This is a genomic window from Amycolatopsis roodepoortensis (genome assembly GCF_024628825.1).
Classification (GTDB): domain Bacteria; phylum Actinomycetota; class Actinomycetes; order Mycobacteriales; family Pseudonocardiaceae; genus Amycolatopsis; species Amycolatopsis roodepoortensis.
On record NZ_CP102415.1, the window covers coordinates 4,698,930 to 4,719,375 of the forward strand.

The window sequence follows — 20,446 nt, forward strand, 5'->3', positions numbered from 1 at the left end:
GGTGGACGGGGGCGTTTCTCGTCCATCCCGGTGGCCCGTTCGGCGAACTCGCCGGGCCGTTCGATGGCGAACGTCCGATCGAGCGGGGCGAGCAGCACGGCGAGCGCCTCTTCGTCGGTGAGCTGGACAGGAGTGGGTCGTCTCGTGGACTCCAGCGGCGTCCGGGCGCACCGGCACTTCGCCGGAGCCGGAAAAGGAAATCGACTGTCCCGCGGCGGTGCTGAGCACCAAGATCCACCTGGCCGTCGACGGACGTGGGCTGCCGATGCCGCCCGGAGAAGGTGATCGGGGGACTCCACGTCGAGCCAGTGGACGCGCTGCACGGCCGTAATGGGGTCAGAGTCGATCACCTCCGCGCGAACTGGATTCCGCGGGAGTACGCAGTGTCGCCAGGATCGCGACGACCAGGGCCAGAAGCAGGACGATCGCCAGGAAAACCTGTCCGTGCATGCCGAGAACGAACCGGGTCTGGCCGGCGAACTCGGGATCGTAGGTGGCGGTGCCGGGGAACAGGAACGCGCCGGCCATGCCGAGCCAGGGAGTGGCCAGGATCGCCGCAGCGCAGAGCAGCCGTCCTCGCGGGTTCCCGGCTCGCCGCAGGACGAGGGTAAGTCCGATGATGCCGAGGAGCACGGTCATCACCATGTACTGGGCGTCATGGAATTTGGCGTGAGGAGGCCATGCGGGGTTGAAGGCGTGCTGCGCGGCCAGGCCGGGGATGACCAGATCGGCGAGTACGGCGCCGACGGCGGTGATCACCGCGACGAGGCCGATCACGATCCGGGGGAAGAGCATTTCGTTCGCCTTTCGAACGTCGGGGAGTCAGGGCGTCCAGCCGTAGGCGGCAGTGGCCGAGCGGGCGAAGACCGAGTTCGGCAGGAGGGGAAGAACCACGTCGCGTAACACCGTCAGTGGCGGGGACGTCCAATGCGCGGGAGCACCGGCCTGCCGGGAACGGCGGGCGATCAGCTGGGTGCGTGGCTTGCGGACACGGTCGTATTCCGCCAGTCCGTCGCGCACGCCGAGGGTGTCCACCGCCGCGGCGAGGGTCACCGCGTCCTCGAGCGCCTGGCAGGCACCCTGCCCCAGGTTGGGGGTCATCGCGTGCGCGGCGTCGCCGAGGAGCGCGACGTTCCCGCAGACGTAGGTGTCCAGCTCGGGCAATTCGTAGGTGTCGTGCTGCAGCACTTCGCTCGCGGTTTCCAGCATTGCCGGGATGGGGTCGTGCCAGTCCGCGAACCGCTCGCGCAGGCTGTCCAGGCCCACGCGGGAGCCGCTCGGGGCGTTGGCCATCAGGTAGCAGTAGACGCGGCCGTCGGGCATCGGCACCTGCCCGAATCGCTCACCCTTGCCCCAGGTTTCCACGCTCGCCTCGACAGGGCGAGGCGGCGCGATGAGACGCCAGGTGGTGTATCCGACGTAGCGCGGACCCGGGATGTGTGGCCAGACCGATCGCCGGGTCACGCTGTGCACGCCGTCCGCGCCCACCACGAGATCCGCGGTGGACGTCCCTCCACTGTGGAGCACCGTGCCATCGGGTTGCACCAGGTGCACGTAGGTGCCCGACCGCAGAGCCGATTCGGCCACGGCCGAGCGCAGCAGGTCGACGAGAGTGGCGCGGTGCACAGTCACCCACTGGCCGAAGCGGCGTTTCAGATCGCCGACGTCGTTGCGGATCAGCCAGTCACCGTTCTTGCGGCGGATACCCGCGAGGGGATCGGCCAAGCCGCTCGCGCGCAGGGGATCGCCCAGGCCAAGGGCGTCCAGCGCGTGAAGACCGTTGGGCTGGATCGACACCCCCGCACCGATCTCGGTGAACTCGGGAGCACGTTCGAGGACCTCGACCTGCCAGCCACGCTGCTGGAAGGCGACGGCCGCGGTCAGACCGCCGATACCGCCTCCCACGATGGTCACTTTCCCCACAGGATCTCCTTAATGACTCTAGGCTGACTTAGAGTCATTAAGGAAACATAGATGGTCTAGAGTGTCAAGGGGCCAGTGGAGCGACCGAGAGGTGAGGATGTCCGCACAGACCGGCAACAGGCGGGAGAGGCAGCGCAAGGCGGCCCTGAAGGAAATCCATGAGGCCGTCCGCGAACTCCTCGTCGAAAAGGGGCCGGCCGCGGTCACCATCAACGCCGTCGCCAGGCAGGTGGGCATGAGCGGCCCGGCGCTGTACCACTACTACAGCGGCCACGACGAGCTCATCGGCGCGGTGACCGCGGACTTCTTCCTCGAATTGGCCGCCACCATGGAAAACGCCCGCGACACTCTCGCCGACGCACCGGTGGGCGAGCGCATCCTCGCGGTCTGCCGTGCCATGCGCACCTGGGCCGTCGCCCATCCGGCCGAGTTCCGCTGGATCTTCGCCAGTCCGATCACCCCGTCGAATCGGCGGCCGGACTCAGAACGCCACCAAGCCGCGCAACGGTTCGAACAGGTGTTGCGGGACCTCACGGTCGAGTTGTGGCGGACCCGCCCGTTCGCGGTACCCGAGCGGGGTGACCTGCCCGAGTCATTGTGGGAGCAGCTGACCGCCTATTCCGCCACCATCGGAGGACAACTCCCACCCGAGGCCGCGCACGTCTTCCTGTCCTGCTGGACCCGGCTGTACGGCTTGCTCTGCATGGAAGTCCTGCACCAGCTGGACTTCGCCTACTCCGACCTGGAGCCCGTGTACGAGGAATGCCTTCGCGAGCTGACCGGGATCCTCGGCCTCGACCAGAAGTCGTGACGCGCGAGGCGCCGCAAGAATCGGTGGAGCGCCGCCGCGTCCACATCGGCGCGGCATTGCTGTGACATTCGAATCTTCAGACCACGCCGGGATATGTCGCTGTCTTCGGGAATCCAGCGCCTCGGCCATGCCCATGAGCAACCCGAGCTGGATGCGTCCCGTTCCGTGTCCGCAGCTCGCGAACATGAAGTCCTTCGAGCCACGGCCGCCGTCCCAAGCCCAATGGACGCGATGGCCGCCGCATCCCGGCCAGGGACCGAATCGCCCAGCCAGACGTAACGGACCCGCCTGTGGGTCTCCTCGCCGGAACACCCGGCCTTCGCCGGGCACCGGACTACGAACGCCGTCACCCTTCTTCCGCGTTACCGGTGAAGATCGAAGAACCACTTCGCGAGCCGTTCGGACTCCTCGCGTGGACCTCTGCCCATGCGAGACAGCATGCCTCGCCAGCCTCATCCTGCCCAGACATCGCCCGTACCGCAGGCAGACTCGACCCGAAATCGGCACGCCTGTGAAAACGGAGACGAAACGGAGCCCAATGACGCCGAGAATAATGCGAACAGGACTCACATAACGCGTCATACCAGCAGGTCAAAGGCTATGTTGATCTTGAGCCGCCAAGGGGGCTCGAACCCCTGACCTTCTGTTTACAAGACAGATGCTCTACCAGCTGAGCTATAGCGGCCTTGCCCAGGACAGCCTGGGCAAGGCCAGTATATCGGCGCCCGTTCAGCCGTCCGCAGGGCGCACCCGGGGGTCACCGGCCACCGTCCGGAAGGCGTGCGCGAACGTCACGGCGGTCGCCGGGTCGCGGCGGTCGGCGACGTAGTACCAGTTCATCCGGACGGCTTCCGGGGTCACTTCGAGGACACCGGGGCCGTGCGAGTCGAGTTCGACGAAGCGCACGTGCGGGTTCAGCACGCGGATCGCGGCCTCGACCTTCAGCGAGCCGGTCCGCGGCGGGACGCCGAGCTGTTCGTCGATGTTGTCCGAGGTGACCGACGGGCAGACGAACTCCACGGCGACGCTCGTCCCGTCGCGCGGCACGTCGTTCGCCCACGACGAGTGGACGTCGCCGGTCAGGAACACCGTGTTGCCCCGGCCTTGTGCCGCGATGGTGTCGAGGACCCGGCGACGATCCTCGGTGTAGCCGTCCCATTGGTCGGTGTTCACCGTGGTCGGCTGGCCGTCGAGCAGGTCGTCGAGCGCGAGCCGCTCGCGGGTGGGCAGCGCGGGGATCTCGATCGGCGTGACCATCACCGAATTCCCGATCAGGTTCCAGGACGCGGTCCCGCGGGCGAGGCCGTCGAGGAACCACTCGCGTTGCTCGGCGCCGAGGATGGTGCCGCCCGTCCCCGGAGCCGGGCCGGGCTGCCGGGTCCGGTACGTCCGCAGGTCCAGCATGGTGAGGTCGGCCAGCTTCCCGAACTTCAGCCGCCGGTACAGCCGGTCGCCGCGGTGCCGCACCGGCATCCATTCGAAGTACGCCTGGTGCGCGGCCCGCATCCGGTCCGCCCAATCGCCTTCGGTCGCCGGGTCGTGTGACGGCGACCCGCCGGACCAGGCGTTGTCGGCGGCCTCGTGGTCGTCCCAGGTCGCGACCATCGGGTGACGGGCGTGAAGCCGCCGGAGGTGTTCGTCCGTCTTGTACATCGCGTGGCGTTGCCGGTAGTCCCCCAGGGTGATCAACTCGTTGGGCGGCACCGAAGGGCGGAGATCACTTGCAGGGTTGGGATTCCCCTCATAGAGGTAGTCACCCAGGTGGATGAAGGCGTCGAGGTCGTCACGGTCGGCCAAACAGCCGTAGGGGGCGAAGTGACCGACAGCCCAGTTGGCACACGAGGCCACGCCGAACCGCAGGCTCGCGACGTCCTGGTCATGAGAAGGCGCAGTGCGTGTCCGCCCGGCCGGCGAGACCTCCCCCTGAGCCGTGAAGCGGTACCAATACGCCGTCGACGCGCACAGCCCGCCCGCTGTCACCTTCACCGTGTGGTCGCGTTCCGGCCCCGTCCGGACGTGACCGCGAGCGACGACGCGCGTGAATCCGGCGTCGTCGGCCACCTCCCACCGGACGCCCACGGGCATCCCTTTTCCGGATCCCGGAACCGCGTCCGGCGAGGGGGTGACACGGGTCCAGAGGAGCACCGAATCGGGCATCGGATCGCCCGACGCCACCCCGTGCGCGAAAACCGGGGCCTCCGCCCCGCTAGATGCACCCGAAAGGGTGAATGCCGCCGCTGTTCCGGCGGCGGTGACCCCGGCCGCGCGAAGAACGGATCTCCTGCTCACAGAGGGCGCCATGGCATGCAGTGTGCCGTAAACCGGCGAGCCCGCGATGATCTTCCTCCGACGTGGTGGACGCCACTTCGGGTTTCCTGCAACGGTCGAGGCACCGGCCCCGATGCTCCTCGGGAAAGTTCCTCGAACCAGAGTGAGGAGGTGGATCGATCATGAAGATCAACGAGCACACCACGGGAGCCCAGCGGGGCGAACAGAGCGGGCACAGTGCCGAAAAGAACCAGGACGAAACACCCGAACGTGGCGAATGGCTGCTGGAAGCGCCGCGCCAACGTGACGGAGAGCGATCGATCCCCCAGGCCCGCTCGCACCGGCCCAATCTGCTGCGCCGCCGCGCTTGGCAGATCCTCGAGGCGCCGACGGCGGAGCAGCCCGCGGTCGAGGCCGACGAGGCGATGGGCCCGAAGCCGCCCGACGACTCGACGGTCAACTTCGTCCTGGACCTCGCCCTGCGCATCGGCGAGGTCCAGATGTCGAGCGGCGCCGGCGCCTCCGACGTCACGGCGACGATCATTGCGCTGACCTCCGCGCTCGGCCTCCCGCACTGCGAGGTCGACGTGATCTTCACGTCGATCACGGTGACCTGCCACCGCGGCACCGACATGGCCCCGGTGACGGCGCTGCGCGTGGTCCGCTCGCGCAGCCTCGACTACACGCGGCTCACCCAGACCGAGACGCTGGTCCGCCGGATCGTCCGGGGAAACATCGGCGCCGAAGAGGCCCAGCAGGTCCTCCAGCGGATCACCTCCGCGCCGCACCCGTACCCCCGCTGGGTGGCCACGGCCGCCTGGGGCGGGCTGGCCGCGTTCATCACCCTGATCCTCGGCGGCAGCATCGACGTCGCGCTGGTCGCGCTCGTGATCAGCGCGGTCATCGACCGGCTCGGCCGGTTCCTCAACCGCTTCGCGCTGCCGTTCTTCTTCCAGCAGGTGATCGGCGGACTGGTCGCGACCCTGTCGGCGATGGCGATAGTCAGCAGCAATCTGCTCACCACGGACAAACCCACGCTGGTCGTCGCGGCGGCCGTCACGGTGCTGCTGTCCGGTCTCTCCACGGTTTCCGCCGTGCAGGACGCCATCACGGGCTATTACGTCACGGCGGCCGGGCGCACGATGGAAACCGCGCTGATGAGTGCCGGGCTGATCGCGGGCGTGGTGCTGGCGCTGAAGATCGCGGTACTGCTCGGTCTTCCGCTGACGCCGCTGCCCGAGGTCGTCTCGTCGACGCCGCAGGACCTGCCGATCATCATCTTGGGCAGCGTCGGCGCGTCGGCCTGCTTCGCGCTGGCCTCGTACTCGACGCTGCGCGCGATGATCGTCGCGGGAGCGGCGGGCGCCATCGGCGGCGCCGTCTACGGCGCCCTGATGCTGACCGACTTCCAGGCCGTCAGTTCGTCCGCCGTGGCCGCCACGCTGGTCGGTTTCTGCGGCGGCGTGCTCGCCAGGCGGCTCAAGGTGACCCCCCTGGTGGTGGCTGTGTCCGGCATCACGCCGCTCCTCCCCGGTCTCTCCACCTATCGTGGTCTATACCAATTGGGCGTCGAGCCCGGCGGGAACATCTCGACGCTGATGACCGCGGTCGCGATCGGGCTTGCCCTGGCAGCGGGTGTGGTACTCGGCGAATACCTCGCGCAGCCGGTGCGCACGGGCCTCGGCAGGCTCGAACGCAAGTTCGCCGGGCCGAGGATGGCGGGCCCGATGGAACCCGCCGAACGACGCTTGGAGTGATCGCTCGCCGACCGGCCGTGGCCTCCTCGCGCGATAGGGTTTCCGCTTAGGGCAGCGACCCGCGAATCGAGGGAGCGGCTGGTGGACGAAGTGATTGCCGAGACGAGCAGAACGGCCTCCGCGGATTTCGTGGTGGTCGCGAACAGGCTCCCGGTGGACCTCGAACGGACCGCCGACGGAAGCAGGCGCTGGACGGCGAGCCCAGGCGGGCTGGTGTCCGCGCTCGAACCGTTCCTGCGGTCACGCAAGGGAGCCTGGGTCGGGTGGCCGGGTGTGCCCGACGTCGACGTCGAGGAGTTCGACGACGACGGCTTGGTGCTGCACCCGGTCTCCCTGACGTCGGACGACGTCCGCGACTACTACGAGGGCTTCTCCAACGCGACGCTCTGGCCGCTGTACCACGATGTGGTGGAGCGGCCGGTGTTCGACCGGAGCTGGTGGGAGTCCTACGTCCGGGTGAACCGGCGCTTCGCCGAGGCGAGCGCGAAGGTCGCCGCCGAGGGCGCGACCGTGTGGATCCAGGACTACCAGCTGCAGCTGGTGCCGGCGATGCTCCGCGAACTGCGGCCCGACCTGCGGATCGGGTTCTTCCTGCACATCCCGTTTCCCCCGGTCGAGTTGTTCATGCAGATGCCGTGGCGGACCGAGATCGTCCGCGGCCTGGTCGGGGCCGACCTCGTCGGGTTCCACCGGCCGGGTGGCGCGCAGAACTTCCTCTGGCTGGCGCGGCAGCTGGCGGGCCTCGAGTCCAGCCGCGGCGCGGTCGGCATCCGCACCCGCCCCGGCCTGATGCAGGTCGGCGACCGCACGGTGCGGGTCGGCGCGTTCCCGATCTCCATCGACGCCATCGGCCTCGACAAACTCGCCAAGACCAAGGGCGTCGCCGAACGCGCCGCCCAGCTGCGGCGTGACCTCGGCAACCCGAAGAAGGTCCTGCTCGGCGTCGACCGGCTCGACTACACCAAGGGCATCGACCTGCGGTTGCAGGCGTTGCACGAGCTGCTGCACGAAGGCCGCGTCCGGCCGGAGGACGTGACGTTCGTCCAGCTGGCCACCCCGAGCCGCGAACGCGTCGAGCACTACCAGCGGATGCGCGGGGACATCGAGCAGATGGTCGGGCGGATCAACGGGGAGTTCGCCCGCGTGGGTCACCCGGTCGTGCATTATCTGCACCAGTCCGTGAACCGGACGGAGCTGGCCGCGTTCTTCTCCGCGGCCGATGTCATGGTGGTCACTCCCCTGCGTGACGGGATGAACCTCGTCTGCAAGGAGTACGTCGCCTGCCGCCACGACCTGGGCGGGGCGCTCGTGCTTTCGGAGTTCGCCGGCGCCGCGGCGGAGCTCACCAGCGCGCTCCTGGTCAACCCCCATGACCTGGACGGGGTGAAGAACGCCTTGGAGACTGCCATTACGCTCGACCCCGCAGAGGGACGCCGCCGTATGCGCGCCATGCGTCGACAGGTCCTCACGCATGACGTCGACCGCTGGGCGCGCTCGTTCCTCCAAGCGCTCGGCGCCGAACCGGCCGACTGATTCCCCATCCCCCGCTACGTTCCCGAGGAGAAATCGTTGACCGCCGAGGCACTGCCCGCCGAGCTGCGGCGCGCGATCGTCCAGGTCGCGCGCACCCCGCGGTTGCTGGTCGCCTGCGACTACGACGGCACGCTGGCTCCGATCACGGCCAACCCGGACGAAGCCCGGCCGCTGCCCGAATCGGTAGGCGCGCTCAGGTCGCTGGCCGGCCTGCACGAGACGACCACCGCGGTCATCTCCGGCCGCGCGCTGCGTGATCTCGCCACCCTGTCCCGTCTCCCGGCCGAGGTGAACCTGGTCGGCAGCCACGGGTCCGAATTCGACATCGGCTTCATCCACGCGCTCGACGACAAGGCCCGCGAGCTGCACAGACGCCTCGAAGCCGAACTGGAGAACCTGGTGCTCGACGTGCCGGGCGTCTCACTCGAGGTCAAGCCCGCGAGCATCGCGGTGCACGTCCGCCGCGCCGAGCACGAGGCGGGCCGCCGGGTCCTTCGCGACGTCCACAATGGACCCGCGCAGTGGGAGGGCGTGTCCACGACCGACGGCAAGGAGGTCGTCGAGCTCGCGGTCGTCCAGACGGACAAGGGCCGTGCGCTGGACACCCTGCGCCACCAGGTCGGCGCGACGGCCGCGGTCTTCCTCGGCGACGACGTCACCGACGAGAAGGCGTTCGCCCGGATCTCCGGCCCGGACCTCGGCGTGAAGGTCGGCGACGGCGAAAGCCTCGCGCAGTACCGGGTCCCGGACACCGTCGACGTCGCGATGGCGCTCGCCTTCCTCCTCGAAGAGCGGCGCAACTGGCTGTACGGCGAGCAGGCTCCGCCGATCGAGCGGCTTTCCATGCTGGCCAACGAACGCTCGGTCGCGCTGGTCACGCCGGACGCCCGGCTGACCTGGCTGTGCCACCCCGGCCCCGACGCGCCCGCGATCTTCGCGGACCTGCTCGGCGGTGCCGGCGCCGGCCACTTCTCGATCAAACCGCACCGCAACGGCCTGCCGCTCGGGCAGCGTTACCTGCCGAACACGATGACGGTCGAGACCCGCTGGTCGCGGCTGCTCGTCACCGACTACCTCGAGCCGGAGAGCCCCGCGCACCGCACGGATCTCGTCCGGGTGATCTCGGGCGAGGCGGCGGCGGAGATCGTGTTCGCGCCGCGGCCCGAATTCGGTGGTGTGCCGGTGAAGCTGGTCGCCCAGGGCGACGGGCTCCTGGTGCAGGGCACCTCGGAGCCGTTCGCGCTGCGTTCGCCCGGCGTCGAGTGGGAGATCACCTCCGACGGCATGAACGACACCGCGACGGCGCTCGTCACCCCGACCCCGGACAACCCGGTGGTGCTCGAACTCCGTTGCGGCACCTCGGATCTCGGCGCGCACGAATTGTCCGAAGTGGACCGTCGGGCCCGCGCGGGCGACTACTGGAGCAGCTGGGCGCGGACGCTCAAGCTGCCCAGCGTCCAGACCGACCTCGTCGGCCGCTCGGCGCTCACGCTGCGCGGGCTGGTGAACACCGACACCGGCGGCGTGCTCGCCGCGGCGACGTCCTCGCTGCCGGAAGAGATCGGCGGCGTCCGGAACTGGGACTACCGCTACTGCTGGATCCGCGACGCGGCGATGACCGTGCGCGAACTGGTCCACCTCGGCTCGACCGAGGAGGCCGAAGGCTACCTCCGCTGGCTGCACGGCGTGCTGTCCACTTTGGCCGGTCCGGAGCGGCTGCACCCGCTGTACACCTTGGCGGGCAGCGTGATCGGTGCCGAAGCGGTCATCGAGTCGCTGCCCGGGTACGCCGGTTCGCGGCCGGTCCGCGTCGGCAACCTGGCGAACCACCAGGTCCAGCTGGACGTGTTCGGCCCCGTCGTCGAACTCGTGCAGACGCTGGCGGCGGCGCGCGGCGAACTCCGCGACGAGGACTGGCAGATGGTGCGCGCGATGGCCGAGGCCGTCACGCGGCGCTGGAACGAGCCGGACCACGGCATCTGGGAAGAGCGGCACGTGCCGCGCCACCGGGTGTATTCGCGGGTGATGTGCTGGGTGACCATCGACCGGGCGATCAAGCTCGGCGAGGTCTACGGCCGTGCGGTGCCGGGCGCGTGGCCGACGCTGCGTGACGAGATCGCCGCGGACGTCCTGGAGAAGGGCTGGAACGAAGAGGTCCAGGCCTTCACCACGGCGTACGACGGAACGGATCTCGACGCCGCCTCGCTGTTCGTCGGGCTGACCGGGCTGATCGATCCGGCCGACCCGCGCTTCCAGTCCACGGTGACCGCGATCGAGGCGGAACTGCGCAGTGGGTCCACTGTGTACCGTTACCGCCGCGACGACGGCCTTCCCGGTGGCGAGGGCGGTTTCCACATCTGCGCGGCCTGGCTCATCGAGGCGTACCTGCTCACCGGGCGGCGCACCGAGGCCGAGGAACTGTTCACGCAGATCGTCGACGCCGCGGGCCCGACCGGGCTGCTGCCCGAGCAGTTCGACCCGATCGCGGAGCGCTCGCTGGGCAACCACCCGCAGGCGTACTCGCACATCGGGCTGATCCGCTGCGCGAACCTGCTTTCCCAGTAACTCGCTCACGGTGCCGTGAAGGCCTCCCTACCCTCAAGGTAGCGAAGGAGGCCTTCACGACATCCGGGGTCAGGCACGCCCGAGGCGAGCGTCGCGAAAGCCAGGCGGATTCATGGGGTCGTTGCAACATCCTTCGTGAGCTGGGAGTTGTGGTGGCTGGTGGGTTGGTGTTGCCGCGTGTGGTGCGGGTGCGGTTCTGGGATGCGGTGCGGGCGGGGTGTCTGCCCAAGCCTGCAGCCCGTTTGGTGGATGTGTCGCACGAGACCGGGCGGCGGTGGTTCGCGCAGGCTGGCGGGGTGATCGGGAACGCACCTGGCTCGTTGGGTGAGCGCTATCTGAGTTTGGCTGAGCGGGAGGAGATTTCTCGTGGTCTGTCCGGGGATCTCTCGTATCGGGAGATCGCTCGGCAGCTGGGCAGGGCCCCGTCGACGATCAGCCGGGAGGTGACGAACAATGGTGGCCGGGGCGGGTATCGAGCACATCGGGCGGAGTCGGCGGCGCGGGATCGGGCCCGGCGGCCGAAGACCGCGAAGCTGGCCGAGGCCGGTAATCGCGAGTTGCGGGATCATGTGCAGGCGCGGTTGCTGCAGGAGTGGTCTCCGGGGCAGATCACAGCCAGGCTGGCGATGGAGTTCCCCGACCGGCCGGAGATGCGAGTGTCACACGAGACGATCTACCAGTCCTTGTATGTGCAGAGCCGGGGAGCGCTGCGCCGCGAGCTCACCGCGTGTTTACGGACAGGACGGGCGCTGCGCCGCCCGCGCAAGCAAGCACAGGCACGACGGTCACGGATCCCTGACCTCGTCGAGATCAGCGAACGGCCGGCCGAAGCCGAGGACCGGGCAGTCCCGGGGCATTGGGAAGGCGACCTGATCACCGGTGCCGGTAACAAGTCCGCGATCGGCACCCTCGTGGAACGCTCCACTCGGTTCGTCGTACTGCTGCACCTGCCCCACGGCCACGACGCGATCCAGGTCCGGGACGCGATGATCGACGCGATCCAGACCCTCCCGCACCAGTTGCGGCGGTCACTGACCTGGGACCGGGGCAACGAGATGGCCCGTCACGCCGACATCACCCTCGCCACCGACCTGGCCATCTACTTCTGCGACCCGCACTCCCCATGGCAACGCGGGACGAACGAGAACACCAACGGCCTGCTTCGCCAGTACTTCCCCAAAGGGACCAACCTGCACCAGCACACCGCAGAACACCTCACCGCAGTCGCCGCACGACTCAACAGCCGCCCCCGCAAAACACTGGACTGGCACACCCCACTCGAAAAACTCACCACGCTACTGTCCTAAACAGAGCACGTTGCGACCACCGCATGAATCCGCCCCACTTTCGGGACATCTGACGTCCCGAAAGTGGCTTTCGCGACACCTCCGGACCGCGGGCGACGCGTGAAAGTCCCCGTCAGCCGCCGGCGACCGACGGGATGATCTGGACTTCCTTCACCTCCGCGAGCGAAGTCTTGGCACCGTCGAGACGGCGGCACTCCTCACCGTCCACATAGAAGTTCACGTAACGTCGCAGCGCGCCGGTCTCGTCGCGCAGGCGGCGTTCCAGCGCGGGATACCCGGCGCCGAGCGAGTCCAGGACGCCGTCGAGCGTCGAAGCCTCGACTTCGAGCTCGCCGCGGCCGTCCGCGAGTTGTCGCAGCATCGCGGGCAACAGGACCCGGACCACCTAGACCACCTGGGCCCGCACGCACAGCACGTCCGGCAGATGCGCGGCGACCTGATGCCAGGTGTCGCCTTCGTCGGGACTCGCCCACACTTCACCGGATCGCGTGCCGAAGTAGATGCCGTCCCGCGAGTCCACGCACATCCCGTCCCGCAGCACTCCCGCGTAGAACCCCTTGTCCGGCAAGCCGTTCCCGAGACCCGTCCAGGTCTCGCCGGCGTCCTCGCTGCGGTAGACCCGGCAACGGCCCTCTGGCGGGAAACGGAGAACGTCGGCCACCAAGGGGAAGTTGTAGACGGTGTCCGGTTTGGACGGATGGACGACCATGGCGAAACCGAAGTCGTTCGGCAGGCCACCGGCGATCGACCGCCAGGTCTTCGCGTCGTCGTCGCTGCGGTAGACGCCGCCGTGGTTCTGCAGGAAGAACCGCTCGGGACGCGACGGATGCATCGCGACCTTGTGCACGCACTGCCCGAATTCGGGTTCCTCGTCGGGCAGGAAACCGGCGCTGATGCCGCGGTTGGCCGCCGTCCAGCTCTTGCCGCCGTCCTCGGTGCGGTAGACCCCGCCCGTCGACATGGCGACGGTGATCCGCCCGGGATCCGTGGGATGCGGCAGGATCGTGTGGATCATCTGGCCGCCGCCACCGGGAGTCCAGTGTGGACGGTGCTCGTGGTCCCAAAGCCCTCGGACGAGTTCGAAGGTCTCGCCGCCGTCCTGGGAGCGGAACAGCGCCGACGGCTCGACACCGGCGTAGACGACGTCCCCGGCGAGCACGATCTGCCAGATGCCTTCGAGCGCGGTCTCCGTGTCGGCGGGGAAGGCGACCGGCGCGTGATCGGGCTGGGACCAGGTCTCGCCGAAATCCTCCGACGTCGCGATCGTCGGGCCGAAGTGTTCGTTGACCGCGGCCGCGTAGATCTTGGCGGGGGCCAGCGCGACCGCCCGGACGGCCTCCATGGGGAACTTCGGTTCGGAGATCTCCCAGTTCACGCGGTCCTCGCTGCGGGCGAGGAACAAGCCCTTCCTGGTACCGATCCCCAGCTGGAACTCCACGACGCCATCCTCTCGGTCGACACTGTGACTCAGGTCACCGTACTACCGGAGGCGCGTGAAGGCCCCCTTCCCTCGGCTGAGCCGAGGGAAGGGGGCCTTCACGGGAATTGGAGGCGTCGCGCCGGCTGCTGTCCAAGGGGTCGTGGCCCTCGCCTTCTCGGGAGAACGAGGGTCACAGACGAACAGCCGGCGCGACGGGCTTGGCGGGGCGGTCAGGTCCCGCTGATCAGGCGCAGCGCCAGATCGGGGCTGAACTGACCGGCTTCGACGTTCGGCGCGATGCCGCATTTGCCGTCGGAGTCACCGGGCACCTTGACCCAGAGCAGCATCTCGGCGCCACCGCCGGTCTGCGAGGTCGCGCCGAGCTTGCGCCCGGCCGGGTTGCACCATTCGGAGCCCAGCGGGCCGTTGCCGTTGCGGCTGGTGTCGATCACGAACGGCTTGGTGTAGCCGTACTTGCTCGACAGCGCGGCGCTGACGGCCTTGCCGTAGTTCGCCGAGTCGGTGGTGGTCTTGTAGTTCGACACGTTGATCGCGAGACCGCGGACCGACTTCACCCCGACGGCGTTGAGCCGGTCGGCCATGGTCGCGGCGGGGATCCAGGTCGAGTTGCCGCCGTCCATGTACGCCCAGGTGTTCGGGGCCTTGGCGGCGAACTGCTCGGCGGCGAACTTGAGCAGGTCGAGGCGGGTCTGACGCTCGCCGGCGGGCAGGCAGTCGACCTGCGCGAGCGCGTCCGGCTCGATGACGACGACCGCGGGCTTGCCGCCGATACCGTCGGCGAAGTTCGAGATCCAGGTCCGGTACGCCTCCGGGCTGCCCGCGCCGCCACCGGAGTGACCGCCGCAGTCTCGGCCGGGGATGTTGTAGGCGACCAGGATCGGCAGCTTGTCGGCCACGTCGGCGGCGTAGGTGTAGCCGTCGACGGCGGTCTTGACGTTCCCGCTCCAGTTGCCGAACCAGCGCGCGCCCGCCTTGGTGGAGATGGCGGCCTTGATCTTGTCGGCGGTGCTGCCCGGGTGATCCCGCACCCAGACCGCGGGGTTGGAGTTCGGGTCGACGTAGAAGCCGTTGGTCTTCTCGAGGGGGTTGCCGTCGGCGGCCTGGGCCGGCGTGGCGACCAGCGCCAGCAGCGAGGCGGCCAGCAGACCGAGCGTCTTGATGCGCATGTCCACCAGCTTCGAGCTCTCCCGTACAAGATTCGTACAACCCACGCGTTTCGTCCTCTGGACGCGTCCAGAGGACGAAACGCGGCGGGGGATCAGGCCGAGTAACCCTTCGGCGGGATCAGGGTGGCGAGCTGGTTGAAGGTGAGCCAGTAGATCTGGTTGCCGCCGAAGTTGGCCGGATCGGCGATCTTCACCGTCATGTTGTCGCTGTTGTAGCCGATGATCGTGAAGTAGTGGTAGATCGTGTAGTTCGGGTAGCCCGGCGGGTGGTTGTTCGCCGGGGCGACGATGTTCGCGACGATCGCGTAACCCTTGTCGACGTCCAGCACGATGTCGCGCCACAGGAGGTCGCGCTGCGCCTGGGTCGGCGGGTCGTTCGGCATCTCCTTGGTCTCGTACCAGCCGCCGGCGACGTGGTTGTTGAGGACGCGGGTGACCTGCCCGATCCAGTCGGTGCCGTTGGTGCTGGTCGGGAGCTCGTTCGCGAGCTGCTGCTGGCTCGGCGGGTTGCCGTTCTTGGCCGAGATGGCGATCCGGGTGGCGGCCGGGCCGCACCAGTACCCGGTCTCCTGGATCTGGTACTGGATGTTGAGCTCCGCGGCCGCCCTGACCCCTTCGACCTTGGCGGGCGGCGCCATCGACTTCACGAAGTCGGGCGCGGGTACGACGTACTCACCTTGGGCGACGGCGGCCGCCGGAGCGGTGATCAGTGCGGACACCGCGAGCGCGGCCACGACCGCGGTCCTGAGTCGGCGCATGGTAATCCTTCCCCAGTTTCACTTCTGAATAGTGAATCCTGAACAGGATCTCCGGTCCGGCGGCTTTTGTCTGCGGCGTCACCTGCGCTTTCCCCGATCGGCCCACGACGAAAGTAGGATCGGATGAACGCTCCGGGGGCCATCGGGCAATAGCGATCGTGCAGGTGATGAAAGACGATCACGAGCAGGCCGGCACGCGCGGGCTGGACAGGCCGGATCTCGGTGGTCCGGATCCCGCACCCGTCTTCGGCCTGCTCTTCGACGCCCACGCGGCCCCGCTGCAGCGCTATCTCGCGCGCCGCGTCGGCACGGAGACCGCGCACGACCTCGTCGCGGAGACGTTCCTCGTGGCGCTCCGGCGACGCGAGACGTATCGCCCCGAGGCCGGCACGGCACGCGCGTGGCTCTACGGGATCGCGACGAACCTGCTGCGCCACCACGTCCGCACGGAGACCCGGGCGCTCCACGCGACGGCCCGGCTCGCGGCCGCGGGACAGACGGTCTCGGCCGGGCACGACGGCCGCGTCGCCGAACGGGTCGACGCCCAATCCCGCGCGGCCCAGCTCGCGGGAGCACTGGCCGAACTGAGCGTCGCGGACCGCGACACCCTGCTGCTGGTCTCGTGGGCGGGGCTGGACGCCGGCGAGGTCGCCGAGGCGCTGGGAATTCCCGCCGGGACGGTCAGATCACGGCTGCACCGGATCCGGAGATGGCTGCGTGCCAACGCACCGGAGATCACCACGGAGTCCACAAAGGAGGGCGGCGGAAGTGCACGGCGATAACATCCGGAAGGTGTGGTCCGAGGCCGAACTCGACGAAGCGCTCGCCGACCTCCACGCCGGGCCCGAAACCCGGCGGGACGAACTCTCCCGCGCCAGGGCCGCGCTCCTGCGTGCCGCCGGCGATGTCGAGGACGAACTCCTCCCCGTGGCCGCGCGCCCGGTGCGGAAGCGGCCGGGTTCGTGGCGGTGGATCGCGGCAGCGGCCGCCGCGGCGCTGGTGTCCGGCGGAGGGATCGTGGCGACGAACGTCTTCACCTCCGACGACGGCCCGGACCCCGCGGCCCACTCGACCGTCACCCGGGGCGAAGACGCGGTCGAGGGCCTCCACGGCGACGACTTCCCGATCCGGGACGGCCAGTACCGGCTCGTCACGGAGTCCACCTGGACCACGCATGTCACCGACAAGGGGCTCGTGTACCAGACCAACGAGATCCTCGAACGGTGGCTGCCGCCGCACAGCTGGATGCCGGTCAAGACGCGCTTCACCGGAACCGGCGAGATCCGCTGGATCAAGGGCGACTACCAGACGGCCAAGTCCCACGGCGAAACACTTCCGGGCCCGTCGTCCCACGTCACCTTGGCGGAGGGGCGGCCGCCGCGCACCACGCCACAGGTGCCTCCTCCGGTGAAGACCTCCGAGCCGGGCCCGCCGGATCGGTTGCTGCCGTCGGAAAGCGGCTGGACCGACCCCACCCCGGAGTTTCTCGCCGAACTGCCCGCCGACCCGGCGAAGCTGTCCGAGCGGCTCCGCCGTGACGGCCTCTGGCCGGACGGCCGCTCACCGGAGCAGCTGAACTCCGTACCCGAGATGTTCGAGATGGCCTTCAACGTCCTCCGCTCGTCCCAGGGCTTCGGGGCGATGCGGGTGGCGCTGTGCACAGCGCTCGCGAGGATGCCCGGCATCGCCGTGGCGAGCCTGATCGCTCCCGGCGGACGGCCCGCGGTGTCCTTCACGGTCGCGCTGCCGGACCGGACGCGGACGTTCGTCGTCGACCAGGCGACGGCGGCCGTCATCGGGAACCGCGCCGTGCGGTCCAACGGACAGGACGAGGGCTGGCCGGGGCTGACCTTGTTCGACACGTCGATCTCGGTGGTGATCACCGACGACGGCGGCCCCAAGCCCAGCTAGCGCGCGTGCTTGGCGGCGTTGAGCGCGCTTCCGACGTCCGGGACCTCCAGCACCCGGATGCCCGGCGGGATCTTGCCGGAATCCGGCGGCACCAGCGCGTAGGTGAAGCCGAGCCGGGCGGCCTCCGCGAGCCGCCGCCCGACGCTCGGCACCCGCCGGACCTCCCCCGACAGCCCGACTTCGCCCATCGCGACCAGCTTGGGCGAGAGCGGCGTGTCCCTCGCCGAGGAGATCAGGGCCAGCACCACCGCGAGATCGATCCCGGGTTCGGTGATCTTCATGCCGCCGACCGTCGCCACGTAGACGTCCTTGTCGCCGACCTTGATGTTCGCCCGCTTCTCGACCACGGCCAGCACCATCGCGACGCGTGCCGAATCGAGACCGCTCACCGCGCGCCGGGGCTGCGGTGACTGGGTCGCCGACACGAGCGCCTGCACCTCGCCCAGCAGGGGCCGCTTGCCCTCCATGGTCACCGTGACCGCGGTGCCCGCGACCGGCTCCGCCGTGTGGCTGAGGAACAGCCCCGACGGGTCGGGCACGCCGACGATGCCCTCCTCGACCAGCTCGAAGCAGCCGATCTCGTCGGCGGCGCCGAACCGGTTCTTGATGCCGCGCAGCATTCGCAGTGTCGAATGCTTGTCGCCCTCGAACTGCAGGACCACGTCGACCAGGTGCTCCAGCACGCGCGGCCCGGCGACCGAGCCGTCCTTGGTGACGTGGCCGACCAGCACGATCGGCAGCCCGCGCTCCTTGGCCAGCGCGACCAGCCCGGAGGTGACCGCGCGGACCTGGGTGACGCCGCCCGGCGCGCCCTCCACCTGCGGCGAGGCCATGGTCTGGACCGAGTCGACGATCAGCACCCCCGGTTTGACCGCGTCGACATGCCCGAGGATCGCGGACAGGTCGCTCTCGGCCGCGAGGAACATCTCGTCGTGGACGTTGCCGGTGCGCTCGGCGCGCAGGCGCACCTGCCCCGCCGACTCCTCGCCGGTGACATAGAGCGCCCGGCCCGCGGTGGCCGCCCATTGGTAGGCGACCTCCAGCAGGAGGGTCGACTTGCCGACACCGGGCTCGCCCGCGAGCAGGATGACCGCGCCCGGCACGAACCCGCCGCCGAGCACCCGGTCCAGCTCGGAGACACCGGTGGGCTTCGCGCGCGCCGTCTCGACGTCGACCTCGCCGATCGGGCGCGCCGGGGCGCTCGGCGCTCCCGCCACGACCCTGGCTATCGCGGGGCGGGCGTCGCCGCGTTCCTCGATGGTCCCCCATGCCTGGCATTCGGGGCAGCGCCCGACCCACTTCGGCGCTTCGTATCCGCATTCACCGCAGCGGTAGGTGCTGCCTTTCTTGACCACCCCGCGAGGCTAGCGGCCACCACCGACAAACCCCGGCAACGACGCAAGTACGTGAAGGCCCCCTTCACTGCGCCTGGCGCAGTGAAGGGGGCCTTCACGTACTTCTGAGGGCTTTAGTGCCCGCCGCCCTTGGCTTCCTTCTCCGGCGCGGGCGCCCGGCTGCCCGGGTGCGACGGCGCCGCGACCGGCAGGTCCACCGTGATCGAGCCGGAGTTCTTGAAGACGAAGGTGACCTTGATGGTCTGGCCCGCCCACACCGGCTGCTTCAGCCCCTGCAGCTCGATCGTGGCCTTGCCCACCTGGTCCGGCGCGTTGGTCGTCTCCGGGCCCGCGGACGGCGTGACCGTCCCGGCGGAGCTCGACGGGGCACCGGAGGACGACGGGGCACCCGACGACGACGGCGCGCCCGAGGACGACGCCGGCGCGGAGGACGGGACGCTCGTCGGGGCGACCTCCTTGGTCGACTCGACCGAGTCGGACGGACCGATCACCAGCGCGTGGCCCGCGGCGACGACCTTGGACCCGGTGATCTTGGCGTCGCCGGCGGCGGCTTCGGAGGAGACGGAGACGAGCTCGTCGTCCAGCTTGCCCTGGTTCACGATGGTCAGCGTCAGCGGCGCGGCGGAACCGGCCGGGTACGCCTGGCCCTCGGTCGGGAACTGGAGCGCGGCGTTCCGCAGCACCAGGTCCTTCGCCTGCGCGTACGTCCCGTTGACCGCGGGCTGCTGCGAGTCGGTCTGGGTGATCTGACCAGCACCGCAGCCGGCGAGCACGAGCGCGGCGCCGAGCGCCAGCACACCTGCGCCGAACACGCGACGATTCTGCAGCCTCACGTCGGAGTCCTTCCATCTCACGGCCTCTTCACCGCGAAGACTAGCCGGGCGCCTCGGCGGCCGGAGAACCCGGTGCGTGTTGGCACCCCATCAATGCGGCGACGCGCCCAAGATCAACCGTCCACAAAGGATTTGGAAATCGTTCGCTTCTCACCAGCGTGAGCATGGGCGAATTGGGTTTGTCAACCCCCGGGCGGAGCACCGTCAGGCCGCTGACCTGCGACGACGATCGCGGGCCGCTAGGTGGGCCTCGTCGGCACGTGCTAAGATGAATTCAGCGAAAGGGGCAGAGGACACATGGTTTTCAAGGTCGGAGAGACCGTCGTCTACCCGCACCACGGTGCCGCACTCATCGAAGCCATCGAGACCCGCGTGATCAAGGGCGAGGAGAAGAAGTACCTCGTCCTCAAAGTCGCGCAAGGGGATCTTACGGTTCGCGTGCCCGCTGACAACGCCGAGATCGTCGGCGTTCGTGATGTCGTCGGGCAAGAAGGACTGGACAAGGTTTTCGACGTTCTGCGTGCTCCGCACACCGAAGAGCCCACCAACTGGTCTCGTCGGTACAAGGCCAACCTCGAGAAGCTCGCCTCCGGCGATGTGAACAAGGTGGCCGAAGTGGTGCGCGACCTCTGGCGGCGAGAGAAGGACCGCGGACTTTCAGCCGGCGAGAAGCGCATGCTGGCGAAGGCGCGGCAAATTCTGGTCAGCGAGCTGGCGCTCGCGGAGGGCACCGACGAGGACAAGGCTGAAGTCCTCCTCGACGAAGTTCTGGAAACCGCGGCAGTCTGAACCGGCGGATGTCCCACGCCAGGTGAGGC

Annotated in this window: 17 protein-coding genes and 1 tRNA gene; 8 read left to right on the forward strand and 10 right to left on the reverse strand. The window is 69.1% G+C overall.

From position 1 onward, the window contains the following. Positions 1–336: 336 nt before the first annotated feature. Both NQK81_RS22280 and NQK81_RS22285 read right to left on the reverse strand, forming a co-directional pair. The gene (locus tag NQK81_RS22280) at positions 337–795 is read right to left on the reverse strand and encodes a DUF6640 family protein (protein WP_257489654.1); all 459 of its coding nucleotides are present in this window, start codon (positions 793–795) and stop codon (positions 337–339) included. 27 nt (positions 796–822) lie between these two features. Then, positions 823–1,914: an FAD-dependent monooxygenase gene (locus NQK81_RS22285; RefSeq protein WP_257489655.1), complete on the reverse strand. Its 1,092-nt coding sequence runs from the start codon at positions 1,912–1,914 to the stop codon at positions 823–825. A 106-nt stretch (positions 1,915–2,020) separates the two neighbouring features. On the opposite strand from NQK81_RS22285, the gene NQK81_RS22290 reads away from it, so the two are divergent. Beyond that, a complete protein-coding gene (locus NQK81_RS22290) occupies positions 2,021–2,734 on the forward strand; it encodes a TetR/AcrR family transcriptional regulator (protein ID WP_257489656.1) in 714 nt (237 codons plus the stop codon). Positions 2,735–3,346: 612 nt separating this feature from the next. Here the strand turns inward: NQK81_RS22290 and NQK81_RS22295 are convergent. Both NQK81_RS22295 and NQK81_RS22300 read right to left on the reverse strand, forming a co-directional pair. Then, a tRNA-Thr gene (locus NQK81_RS22295) sits at positions 3,347–3,419 on the reverse strand. 44 nt (positions 3,420–3,463) lie between these two features. Beyond that, a complete protein-coding gene (locus NQK81_RS22300; protein ID WP_306856057.1) occupies positions 3,464–5,035 on the reverse strand; it encodes an alkaline phosphatase D family protein in 1,572 nt (523 codons plus the stop codon). Between the two features lie 149 nt (positions 5,036–5,184). Here NQK81_RS22300 and NQK81_RS22305 point away from each other — a divergent pair, with 149 nt between their 5' ends. The 4 genes from NQK81_RS22305 to NQK81_RS22320 all read left to right on the forward strand — a co-directional run bounded on the left by NQK81_RS22305 (position 5,185) and on the right by NQK81_RS22320 (position 12,164). After that, positions 5,185–6,759, forward strand: a complete 1,575-nt coding sequence (locus NQK81_RS22305) for a threonine/serine exporter family protein (protein WP_257489658.1) — start codon at positions 5,185–5,187, stop codon at positions 6,757–6,759. 81 nt (positions 6,760–6,840) lie between these two features. Then, positions 6,841–8,292, forward strand: a complete 1,452-nt coding sequence (locus tag NQK81_RS22310; RefSeq protein ID WP_257489659.1) for an alpha,alpha-trehalose-phosphate synthase (UDP-forming) — start codon at positions 6,841–6,843, stop codon at positions 8,290–8,292. 36 nt (positions 8,293–8,328) lie between these two features. Next, complete coding sequence (otsB, locus tag NQK81_RS22315) at positions 8,329–10,857, forward strand: trehalose-phosphatase (protein WP_257489660.1); 2,529 nt, start codon at positions 8,329–8,331, stop codon at positions 10,855–10,857. A 149-nt stretch (positions 10,858–11,006) separates the two neighbouring features. Next, positions 11,007–12,164 carry an IS30 family transposase gene (locus NQK81_RS22320; RefSeq protein ID WP_371878853.1) on the forward strand — a complete coding sequence of 386 codons (1,158 nt, stop codon included), beginning with the start codon at positions 11,007–11,009 and terminating at the stop codon, positions 12,162–12,164. Positions 12,165–12,276: 112 nt separating this feature from the next. Here the strand turns inward: NQK81_RS22320 and NQK81_RS22325 are convergent, their stop codons facing one another. From NQK81_RS22325 to NQK81_RS22340, 4 genes are all read right to left on the reverse strand, one after another. Continuing rightward, on the reverse strand, positions 12,277–12,549 hold the full coding sequence (locus tag NQK81_RS22325) for a MoaD/ThiS family protein (RefSeq protein WP_126730248.1): 273 nt from the start codon (positions 12,547–12,549) through the stop codon (positions 12,277–12,279). Further along, on the reverse strand, positions 12,550–13,602 hold the full coding sequence (locus NQK81_RS22330) for a WD40/YVTN/BNR-like repeat-containing protein (protein WP_257489661.1): 1,053 nt from the start codon (positions 13,600–13,602) through the stop codon (positions 12,550–12,552). Between the two features lie 212 nt (positions 13,603–13,814). Further along, complete coding sequence (locus NQK81_RS22335) at positions 13,815–14,771, reverse strand: glycoside hydrolase family 6 protein (RefSeq protein WP_257489662.1); 957 nt, start codon at positions 14,769–14,771, stop codon at positions 13,815–13,817. Between the two features lie 92 nt (positions 14,772–14,863). Further along, positions 14,864–15,529, reverse strand: coding sequence for a C39 family peptidase (locus NQK81_RS22340; protein ID WP_219147712.1), 666 nt, complete (start codon positions 15,527–15,529; stop codon positions 14,864–14,866). Positions 15,530–15,687: 158 nt separating this feature from the next. On the opposite strand from NQK81_RS22340, the gene NQK81_RS22345 reads away from it, so the two are divergent. Next, positions 15,688–16,311 carry an RNA polymerase sigma factor gene (locus NQK81_RS22345; RefSeq protein WP_185926963.1) on the forward strand — a complete coding sequence of 208 codons (624 nt, stop codon included), beginning with the start codon at positions 15,688–15,690 and terminating at the stop codon, positions 16,309–16,311. Then, positions 16,298–17,440: a CU044_5270 family protein gene (locus NQK81_RS22350; RefSeq protein WP_257489663.1), complete on the forward strand. Its 1,143-nt coding sequence runs from the start codon at positions 16,298–16,300 to the stop codon at positions 17,438–17,440. Before NQK81_RS22345 ends, NQK81_RS22350 begins: the two co-directional genes overlap by 14 nt. Here NQK81_RS22350 and radA read toward each other — a convergent pair. Both radA and NQK81_RS22360 read right to left on the reverse strand, forming a co-directional pair. Beyond that, positions 17,437–18,795 (reverse strand): DNA repair protein RadA, encoded by a 1,359-nt coding sequence (gene radA, locus NQK81_RS22355; protein WP_257489664.1) that lies wholly within the window; start codon positions 18,793–18,795, stop codon positions 17,437–17,439. The two genes, NQK81_RS22350 and radA, sit on opposite strands and share 4 nt — an antisense overlap. Before the next feature lie 113 nt (positions 18,796–18,908). Continuing rightward, complete coding sequence (locus NQK81_RS22360) at positions 18,909–19,628, reverse strand: copper chaperone PCu(A)C domain-containing protein (RefSeq protein ID WP_257489665.1); 720 nt, start codon at positions 19,626–19,628, stop codon at positions 18,909–18,911. 297 nt (positions 19,629–19,925) lie between these two features. Here NQK81_RS22360 and NQK81_RS22365 point away from each other — a divergent pair, with 297 nt between their 5' ends. Continuing rightward, positions 19,926–20,417 (forward strand): CarD family transcriptional regulator, encoded by a 492-nt coding sequence (locus NQK81_RS22365; RefSeq protein WP_005165253.1) that lies wholly within the window; start codon positions 19,926–19,928, stop codon positions 20,415–20,417. The last annotated feature ends 29 nt before the right edge of the window (positions 20,418–20,446 follow it).

What these genes read in the sequence shown, in the direction of transcription:
- NQK81_RS22300 (WP_306856057.1), bottom strand. Translation starts at nt 5,035, where the DNA reads ATGGCGCCCTCTGTGAGCAGGAGATCCGTTCTTCGCGCGGCCGGGGTC.
- NQK81_RS22305 (WP_257489658.1), top strand. Translation starts at nt 5,185, where the DNA reads ATGAAGATCAACGAGCACACCACGGGAGCCCAGCGGGGCGAACAGAGC.
- NQK81_RS22365 (WP_005165253.1), top strand. Translation starts at nt 19,926, where the DNA reads ATGGTTTTCAAGGTCGGAGAGACCGTCGTCTACCCGCACCACGGTGCC.
- NQK81_RS22335 (WP_257489662.1), bottom strand. Translation starts at nt 14,771, where the DNA reads ATGCGCATCAAGACGCTCGGTCTGCTGGCCGCCTCGCTGCTGGCGCTG.
- NQK81_RS22280 (WP_257489654.1), bottom strand. Translation starts at nt 795, where the DNA reads ATGCTCTTCCCCCGGATCGTGATCGGCCTCGTCGCGGTGATCACCGCC.
- NQK81_RS22290 (WP_257489656.1), top strand. Translation starts at nt 2,021, where the DNA reads ATGTCCGCACAGACCGGCAACAGGCGGGAGAGGCAGCGCAAGGCGGCC.
- NQK81_RS22340 (WP_219147712.1), bottom strand. Translation starts at nt 15,529, where the DNA reads ATGCGCCGACTCAGGACCGCGGTCGTGGCCGCGCTCGCGGTGTCCGCA.